The sequence below is a fragment of the Xanthomonas arboricola pv. guizotiae genome, from assembly GCF_002940205.1.
Lineage (GTDB): Bacteria > Pseudomonadota > Gammaproteobacteria > Xanthomonadales > Xanthomonadaceae > Xanthomonas > Xanthomonas arboricola_C.
This window is the reverse complement of the sequence record NZ_MDSK01000093.1, coordinates 1-1,404: the sequence shown is the minus strand read 5'-3', so window position 1 is coordinate 1,404 and position 1,404 is coordinate 1. Positions and strand designations below refer to the sequence as shown.

General features: G+C 63.5%; 1 protein-coding gene. It reads right to left on the bottom strand.

Annotation, left to right across the window (positions count from 1 at the left end; translation table 11 throughout):
• A partial coding sequence (locus tag XarbCFBP7408_RS21935) for a right-handed parallel beta-helix repeat-containing protein (protein ID WP_104564693.1) occupies positions 1-1,238 on the bottom strand: 1,238 nt, incomplete at its 3' end.
• Between the last annotated feature and the right edge of the window lie 166 nt (positions 1,239-1,404).

The following is a 1,404-nucleotide window of genomic DNA, read 5'->3' as shown; positions in this document are numbered from 1 at the left end:
CCCGGTGCCAGGGTGGCGAAGGTGATGATGGGTAGGTCGCCGTTGGCCTGGCGCGGACGCATGAGCTGGCGCTCGTCCAGGCTGACGAAATCGCCCGCACTGACGACAAGGGGAAGATTGAACGAATTGCGGCCGATATCGTTCTCGCTCGCAGACCCCAGGTTGATCATTTCGATGCGCGTGCCGAATCCCAGGTTATTGGCCAGATCGTGGTCGTATCCCGGCACGTCGGTGAGGTTGTCGCTCAAGGTGGACTGCATGTCGTAGTTGGCGCGGACGTTCTTGATCGATGTGTTGCTGATCCACTCCTGCCCACCGATGTGGTGATTGGCGTAGAGGCCGTTGGATCGATTGCCCACTGCCAGATTGAACCGCACGCTATGGTGCGGCACCGGCTTGAGATAAACGCTTCCGTTGCGGCCGTAGCCGCCGGCCTTGAAGCCTGCGCCATTGCCCAGCGGGGTGAATGCGCTGTCGTACCCGTTGTAGAACGACCAGTTGCGTTGCAGGGTGATTGCGGCAGCGGCGTTGATCAGGTCGAAGCCATCGTCGCTGTTGAACCATGCGCGGCTGCCTTCGATGAGGTTTCCGGTGCTTCCCGCAAGCGTCGGGTGCACGCCGAAACCGTCGATATTTCCATCGGAGAAGGCATTGAGTCCGCGGTTGTTATAGGCATCGACGTTGTGTACCCGGTTGTTGCTGCCCGAAACCAGGTACCAGCCGATCGCCTGGCCGTCGTGGATCGCCAGATTCTCGAACAGGTTGCCGTTGCCGCGGTCAACGCGGAATGCTTCGGACTGGGTCGGGCGGTCTGCCATGGTGATCCGCACACCCACCACCTCGAATCCGCGAAAGACGCAGTTGTTGCTGGCCACCCGGAATGCGGCCACGCGCAGGCCGGTGGGCGTCACCGCAGAGAAGTCGAACACCGGTCGCTCGTTGGCGACATTGACGTAGGCGATGCCGGGCTTGGTGATCTCGTTGACCACGGCGTAGGGCTGCCGCACCACGCTGATGTTGGCGCTGGTCAGGCGATAGGTGCCGCCGTGCAGGTAGACGGTATCGCCACTGGACGCGGCGGCCTGCGCAGCCATCACGCTGGCAAAGGGGGCGGCGCGGGTGCCGGGATTGGTGTCGTTGCCGGTGGGCGCGACGTACCAGTCGGCGGCCACGGCCGTGCAAGGCGGCACGCAGGCGGCAACGGCGGTCGCCACGATGGTGCGAAGAGAAAGGTTCATCGGATGTCCCTGGTGTACTGCACGAAAGTGGCTGCGTGCCGCCCTTGACCCGGCGTGGCGCAAGCCGCGAGTCGCGCAGCCTGCGGCAGCCGGTTTGCGTTCGCCAGTGGTCGTGCTCGGTTCTGCCAAGGCGGTTGACGTTTTCGATGTGCCGCAACGCAGAAGT